This is a genomic window from Guyparkeria sp. (genome assembly GCF_046545975.1).
GTDB lineage: Bacteria > Pseudomonadota > Gammaproteobacteria > Halothiobacillales > Halothiobacillaceae > Guyparkeria.
This window is the reverse complement of record NZ_JBKGYT010000090.1, coordinates 1-6,432: the sequence shown is the minus strand read 5'-3', so window position 1 is coordinate 6,432 and position 6,432 is coordinate 1. Positions and strand designations below refer to the sequence as shown.

The window sequence follows — 6,432 nt, the reverse complement described above, 5'->3', positions numbered from 1 at the left end:
TCCTACTCGCCCTCGCCCGGCGGCACGTAGCCTTCCGGCTTGTCCTCGTGCCCTTCGAACAGGAACTTCTCCATCTCGCGGACCAGGAATTCGCGCGCCTTGGGGTCGATCGGCGTCAGCCGGTACTCGTTGATCAGCATGGTCTGGTGCGCCAGCCACTGCTGCCAGGCCGCCTTGGAGATGTTGTTGTAGATGCGCTCGCCCAGCTCACCCGGATACGGCGGCTTGGGCAGTGCCTCGGCCTCGCACTGCAGACGCTGGCAGAAGACGGTGCGTTCGCTCATGAAAACCTCGTTCGCGGTTCTTTTCGGAATGTGGCGCTGATCATAACAGCGCGACGGCGCCCGGGTGGGAGGCCGTCGGCGGGACCGCCTCCCGTCCGGGCGGTCGGCCTTTCATCGGCGGCGGGGCCCATGCTTGCGGATCAGCTTCTGGACCGGGGCGGGCAGCCCGACCGGCGGATCGTTCGCCAGGTCATCGACGGCATGCCACTCTCCGGGCCGCTCGGCCACCGAGGCGGTATTGACCGACGCGGCCATCACCTCGGCGGCCAGCTCGAAGTGGCTGAAGACGTGGCGCAGACGGTCGAGCGCCTGCCAGTGGTCACGACGCGCGAGCCCGTGCGCGGCCAGCCGCTCGTCGGCCTCCCCGACGGTCTCGACGACCGGCAGGCAGGCCAGCCCGCCCCAGATGCCGCTCGGCGGACGCTTCTCCAGGAACAGCCGCCCCGCGTCGTCCTCCAGCCACAGGAGCACCCGCTCGCGCACGGCCCTGGGCTTGCGCCGCCGACGGACGGGCAGCTCGGCGACGCGCCCCTCGATCCGCGCCCGACAGTCCTCGCGCACCGGGCAGGCCTCGCAGCGGGGCGTGCCGCGGCGGCAGACGGTGGCGCCGAGGTCCATGATCGCCTGGGTGTAGTCGGCCGCCCGCGTCGGCGGCGTGCGCTCGTCGGCGAGGGCCCAGAGCCGGTGGCCGGTGGCGGCCGCCTCCTGCGGGGTGTCGACCGCCGCGTGCCGGGCCAGCACGCGCTTGACGTTGCCGTCGAGGATCACCGCGCGCCGGTCGAAGGCCTGGGCGACGATCGCCGCGGCCGTCGACGGCCCCACGCCGGGCAGCTCGCCCCAGCCTTCCACGGTTTCCGGCACGCCCCGTTCGGCCATGATCCCGGCGGCCCGGTGCAGGTTGCGCGCCCGGGCGTAGTAGCCCAGCCCCGACCACAGGCCCAGCACCTCGTCCGCATCGGCGGCGGCAAGCGCGTCGAGATCGGGGAAACGGGCGACAAAGCGCTCGAAGTACGGGATGACCGTGGCGACCTGGGTCTGCTGGAGCATGATCTCCGAGAGCCACACCCGGTAGGGCGTGCGCGGGTGCTGCCACGGCAGGTCGTGCCGGCCATGCCGGTCGAACCAACCCAGCAGGCGGTCGGCGAATGCCGCCGTCACCGGCCCGGCTGTGCCCGGTGCCGCCCGCCGCCCGGCAATGTCCCTGCGCGCTGCGGCATTACAGCCCGAAGCCCTTGATGAGCTCCTTGACCGGCTCGCCCTTGTCATCGAGGCGCTTGTCGATCTCCTCCTCGACCCGGCGCTTGACCTCGCCTTCGGCCGCGCCCTTGACCAGCGCCTCGGTATCCAGCGAGACCTTCGGGTCGTCGAAGGTGCCGCCGATGCGGATCGGCACGGGGACGCTCTTGAGCTTCTCCAGTGCCTTGCCGTCCTGCCCCGTGGCGGTGTTCACCACGGTGGTGGTCAGACGGTAGTCGATGTTCTCGCGGGGCAGGTCCACCTCGCCCTTGCCGGACACCCGCAGCAGCGGCGAGGCGCCGGCCAGGTCGTCGTTGGTCACCACGCCGTTGCGGATGTCGGCGGTGCCGGTGACGGCGGTGAAGTCCGTCTCGAGCTCTTCCGGCTCCGGCTCGGTCTTGCCGTCGATGCGTGCCTGGGCCCGGCGCATCATGTAGCCGATGTCGAAGCCCTTGACCTTGCCGTCGCGCAGGGCGAACTCGGCGTTGCCGTCGAGCGCGGACTTGAGCTGGTCGACCCGCTTGCCCTGCGTGGACAGGTTGGCGGAGACGTTGCCCTTGCCGATCAGCCGATCCTCGTCCATCACCGCCATGAGCAGCGGCTGCAGGGAAACCCCGGAGATGTCGACGTTGCCGGTATACCCGGGCACGTCGCCGCGGACGTCCAGCCCGCCCGTGCCGGCGATGCGGCCATCGAAGGCCTCGGCGTTCAGCTCGGTCAGGCGCAACTGGCCACCGGCGGCGGTCAGGTGCACCACGGGGTTGTCGATCCGGTACTTCTCGTAGACCAGCCGCGCGAGCTGCAGCCGGGCATCGAGGTTCAGTCCGCGCAGGGTCTCCATCGGCAGTTCGATCTCGGCATCCCGGGCCGCCGAGGATGCCTGGCCGGAGTCACCGCCGTTGCCGTCGGACGACCCCGGGTCGTCCTCGCCCTGGGGTGCGAGGTACGGGTTGACGTCGAACTCGCCGCCTTCGAGCCGGGCGAACAGCCGCCCCGTATCGAGATTGTCGATACCGGCCCGACCGCCGAGCTCGCGGCCATCGAGTTCGAGCGACAGGCCCTCGATCATCGCCCGGGTGGGCGTGACGTCCAGCTCGCCGTTCGCGGCGAGGCGAGTCAGCGTCTTGTCGCCGCGCATCTCGGGCACGGTGAAGCCCAGGCGGTCGGCAAGCTCGCGCGGGTTGAACGCGTCGACCGTGACCGGGCCGGAGGCCGTCAGCTCGCCGCTGTCGAGGCCCGCCAGTGACAGGTCGCTCTTCATGGTGACGGGGTCGGAGGTCAGGACGAGGTCGCCGATGGTGGCGGTGCCCGTCTCCATGTCGGCGGAGACGACGGCGCTGCCGGCCACGGACAGGGTTTCCCGGACTTCCGGCAGTCCCTTCATGTCGGCCTCGAACGACAGGCTCGGCAGCTCGTAGCGGCCACGCGACCAGTCAGCCTCGAGCACGGCCTGCAGCCGGCTTTCCAGGTAGGTCATCGGGCCGGCCTCGTTGGCCTTGAGGTCCAGCGTCATGCCCTCGACGCGCGCCTGGGAGTCGCCGCCGCGGACGTCGGCCTTCTCCACCTGCAGCGCGGCATCGATCTGCCGGGGCAGCGCACCGCCCTCCCCCGCGGCGGCTTCGGAGCTCGCCGAGAGATTGAGATCGAGGTCGCGGATCTCGACGTCCTGACGTTCCAGCCAGGCCTGCACGTCGGCGGCCAGGTCGACGCGCCCCTCCATCGCCGGCATGTCGGGCAGGTCGAGGCGGAAGCCGGAGGCCAGCTCGACACGGGTGGGTTCGCCGTCGGCAAGCGCCCCGGTCCGCAGGCTCAGCCCCTCGACGGTCACGTCCTGGCCGGCCTGCTCGTCGCGCCAGTGAACGGTCGCCTCGCGGATGTCCACGCCGCCGATGGTCAGCGTCCGCGCCGAGCCTGCCGGCTCGTCCTCCTCGGGGCGATCGGCCTCGGCCGGCTGGTCCGCCGGGTCGTCACGGTGTTCCAGCAGGTCGTCCCAGTTGCTGCGCCCCTCGGCGTTGCGCGCCAGGTGGATCTCCGCGCCCTCGAGCAGCAGGGTGCCGATCTCGAACTCCCCCCGCAGCAGGGGCAGCAGGGCCGCCTGGGCCTCCAGGCGCCGAACCCGGACCATGGATCCGGGGTCGAAGCCCTCGGCATTGGCCAGCTCCACGTCCTCGGTGGCCGCGCCGAGCCAGGGGAACAGCGTCACCGACAGGTCGCCGTCGAACTGGATGCTCCGGCCGGTCTGTTTCTCGACCTGGGAGGCGATCTGCGCCTTGTAGTCGTTGGGATCGAAGGTCAGCGCGAAGGCGATGACGGCCAGGATCGCCACCAGAACGATGGCAACGAACAGCAGGCCCAGACGCTTGATCCATTTCATGCGGACACCCTCGAAAAACGTTGTCGCCCCGCGGCGGCGGGGAGTGGCCGGACGGTTCGGTCGGCGGCCGGAACCCGGCCGATTGGATTGAAGCAGACTTTAGCAGACAATAGAGGTATTCCATGGCCCGCCAGCGGGCCACCGAACCCGAGAGAACCCCGAACCGATCATGACCATCACCGTAAGAATGTTCGCCGGCCTGCGCGAGCGCGTCGGCATCGACGAAACCCGCCTGACCGAGACGCCCGCCACGGTGGCCGACGCCTGGAAGGCGGTCACGGACATCGAGCGCCCCGGCAATACCCTGGCGGCCGTGAACCACGAATACGTCGAACTCGAACACCCCCTCGCCGACGGGGACGAGGTCGCCTTCTTCCCGCCGGTTACCGGAGGCTGAGCATGAGCAAGGCAAACGAGATGCGCCAGATCATTTCCCGTCGGCGCCGGCTGATCCGCATCTGGCCGGCCGTCGCGCTGGTCCTGGCCGCGATCACGATCGGCTTCTACGCCTGGGCCTTCTTCCAGCGCCCCATCCTGGTCAACCCGCTGCACGTGCTCGAGCTGATGCAGAGCGGCAACCTCGACTCGACGACCCAGGCCCTGCTGGCCGTCACCGCGCCGATGCTGCTGCTGGTCGTCGGCCTGCTGATCCTGCTCCTGCTCGCCTTCGTCACCGCCGGGCTGATCAGCGAGGGACGCCTGATGCGGATCCTGGAGAAGAACCTGCCCCGCTGAGCCCGGGCACATCGCTCGCCCTCCACGCAGCGATTTCCCTTGACGCGGCCGTCACACGGTCGTCAAATCGACACGGTAAATCTCGGATCTGACTGATGTTTCCCGGCCCCGGCGGCCGGGAAGCGCGTTTCGGACGGGCAGCGCCGCTGACGGTGCCGCCCCGGGCTCACCCTGGAGGTACCACGCCATGTCGATCACGAAGAAGCCGCTCAAGGTCCGCCCCGAGTGCAAGGTGACCTTTTCCTACACGCCGCCGGACGGCGCCGCTCGACGGGTCGAGCTGCGCGGCGATTTCAACGACTGGCGCGACGACCTGCCATTGAAGCGCCAGCGCGACGGCAGCTACCGGTTGACCGTCAACCTGCCCCGCGACGGCGAATACGCCTTCCGCTACCTCGTGGACGGTGAGCGCTGGGACAACGACGAGGCCGCCGACCGGTACGTGCCCAACCCCTACGGCACCGGGGACAACGGCGTGCTGCGCACCTGACGCCGACTCCACGTCCTCCCCCGCTTTCCCTCGTTCCTTCCGGGGCACCACCTCGCCCCGGTCGCCGTCCTGCTCGTGCCACCGGGCCGACCGATCCCGTGTGTCGCTTCCGGCGACAGGGGCCGGAATTCGAATGGCGACGGGTATCGGGTACCATAGGCACGCTTTCGAGCACAGGGCGCCTCTGAATGCCCGCGCATTCAAAGACTTCCTGACTTCACCATTCGACTGACACAGAGGACCTTGCAGATGTCTGAACCCAAACGACTGTCACAGTACCTGGCCGAGCACCAGCGCCAGGGTCGCGTGGACGCCGACTTCGTCGGCCTGATCAGCGACGTGGCCGCCGGCTGCAAGCTGATCGCCGACCAGGTCGGCCGCGGCAACCTCATCGGCCTGCTGGGCTCGGCGGAGACCGAGAACGTCCAGGGCGAGACGCAGAAGAAGCTCGACATCATCTCCAACGACGAGTTCACCGACATCCTCACCGAGGGCGGCCACGTCGCCGGTCTCGCCTCCGAGGAGATGGACGAGGTCTACGACCTGCCGGCCGGCAAGCACCGCGGCTCCTACCTGTGCACCTACGACCCGCTGGACGGCTCGTCGAACATCGACGTCAACGTCACCGTCGGCACCATCTTCTCCGTGCTCAAGGCCCCGACCGCCAAGGAGAACCCGACCGAGGAAGACTTCATGCAGCCGGGCACCGAGCAGGTCGCCGCCGGTTACGTGACCTACGGCCCGTCCACCATCCTGGTCCTGACCATCGGTGACGGCGTCGACGGCTTCACGCTCGACCGCTCGGTCGGCGAGTTCAAGCTGACCCACCCGAACATGACCATCCCGGAAGACACCGCCGAGTTCGCCATCAACATGTCGAACATGCGTTTCTGGGACGCGCCGGTCAAGCGCTACGTCGACGAGTGCCTCGCCGGCAAGGAAGGCACGCGCGACAAGGACTTCAACATGCGCTGGGTCGCCTCCATGGTCGCCGAGGTGCACCGCATCCTGGTCCGCGGCGGCGTGTTCATGTACCCGATCGACAGCAAGCACCGCGAGCGCGGCGGCAAGCTGCGCCTGATGTACGAGGCGAACCCGATGTCCATGATCGTCGAGCAGGCCGGCGGCCTGTCGATCACCGGCCCGGACCGGATCATGACCATCCAGCCGGAAAAGCTGCACCAGCGCGTGCCGGTCATCCTGGGCTCCAAGAACGAAGTCCAGCGCATCTGGGACTACCACAAGGAAGGCTAAGCCTCTCCGCAGCCCGAACGTAAGAAAGCCCCGCGGGTCGTCGACTCGCGGGGCTTTTT

The 6,432-nt window shown here is 69.2% G+C and carries 7 protein-coding genes; 4 read left to right on the top strand and 3 right to left on the bottom strand.

All coding sequences use genetic code 11. The annotated features are described in order from the left end of the window. Positions 1–2: 2 nt before the first annotated feature. From ACLFMY_RS07885 to ACLFMY_RS07875, 3 genes are all read right to left on the bottom strand, one after another. Positions 3–284 carry an oxidative damage protection protein gene (locus ACLFMY_RS07885; protein ID WP_410764104.1) on the bottom strand — a complete coding sequence of 94 codons (282 nt, stop codon included), beginning with the start codon at positions 282–284 and terminating at the stop codon, positions 3–5. 111 nt (positions 285–395) lie between these two features. Next, positions 396–1,442, bottom strand: coding sequence for an A/G-specific adenine glycosylase (gene mutY, locus ACLFMY_RS07880; RefSeq protein WP_410764103.1), 1,047 nt, complete (start codon positions 1,440–1,442; stop codon positions 396–398). A gap of 58 nt (positions 1,443–1,500) precedes the next feature. Further along, entirely contained in the window at positions 1,501–3,894 is a 2,394-nt protein-coding gene (locus ACLFMY_RS07875; RefSeq protein ID WP_410764102.1) for an AsmA family protein, read from the bottom strand. Positions 3,895–4,063: 169 nt separating this feature from the next. Here ACLFMY_RS07875 and ACLFMY_RS07870 point away from each other — a divergent pair, with 169 nt between their 5' ends. The 4 genes from ACLFMY_RS07870 to ACLFMY_RS07855 all read left to right on the top strand — a co-directional run bounded on the left by ACLFMY_RS07870 (position 4,064) and on the right by ACLFMY_RS07855 (position 6,373). Beyond that, the gene (locus tag ACLFMY_RS07870; protein WP_410764101.1) at positions 4,064–4,291 is read left to right on the top strand and encodes a MoaD/ThiS family protein; all 228 of its coding nucleotides are present in this window, start codon (positions 4,064–4,066) and stop codon (positions 4,289–4,291) included. A gap of 2 nt (positions 4,292–4,293) precedes the next feature. Beyond that, on the top strand, positions 4,294–4,629 hold the full coding sequence (locus ACLFMY_RS07865; protein ID WP_410764100.1) for a hypothetical protein: 336 nt from the start codon (positions 4,294–4,296) through the stop codon (positions 4,627–4,629). Between the two features lie 187 nt (positions 4,630–4,816). Next, positions 4,817–5,119 carry an isoamylase early set domain-containing protein gene (locus tag ACLFMY_RS07860; RefSeq protein WP_410764099.1) on the top strand — a complete coding sequence of 101 codons (303 nt, stop codon included), beginning with the start codon at positions 4,817–4,819 and terminating at the stop codon, positions 5,117–5,119. A gap of 249 nt (positions 5,120–5,368) precedes the next feature. Next, positions 5,369–6,373, top strand: coding sequence for a class 1 fructose-bisphosphatase (locus ACLFMY_RS07855; protein ID WP_410764098.1), 1,005 nt, complete (start codon positions 5,369–5,371; stop codon positions 6,371–6,373). Positions 6,374–6,432: the final 59 nt, after the last annotated feature.

Coding starts and splice junctions, on each gene's coding strand:
- ACLFMY_RS07860 (WP_410764099.1), top strand. CDS start 4,817: ATGTCGATCACGAAGAAGCCGCTCAAGGTCCGCCCCGAGTGCAAGGTG.
- ACLFMY_RS07855 (WP_410764098.1), top strand. CDS start 5,369: ATGTCTGAACCCAAACGACTGTCACAGTACCTGGCCGAGCACCAGCGC.
- ACLFMY_RS07885 (WP_410764104.1), bottom strand. CDS start 284: ATGAGCGAACGCACCGTCTTCTGCCAGCGTCTGCAGTGCGAGGCCGAG.
- ACLFMY_RS07865 (WP_410764100.1), top strand. CDS start 4,294: ATGAGCAAGGCAAACGAGATGCGCCAGATCATTTCCCGTCGGCGCCGG.
- ACLFMY_RS07875 (WP_410764102.1), bottom strand. CDS start 3,894: ATGAAATGGATCAAGCGTCTGGGCCTGCTGTTCGTTGCCATCGTTCTG.
- ACLFMY_RS07870 (WP_410764101.1), top strand. CDS start 4,064: ATGACCATCACCGTAAGAATGTTCGCCGGCCTGCGCGAGCGCGTCGGC.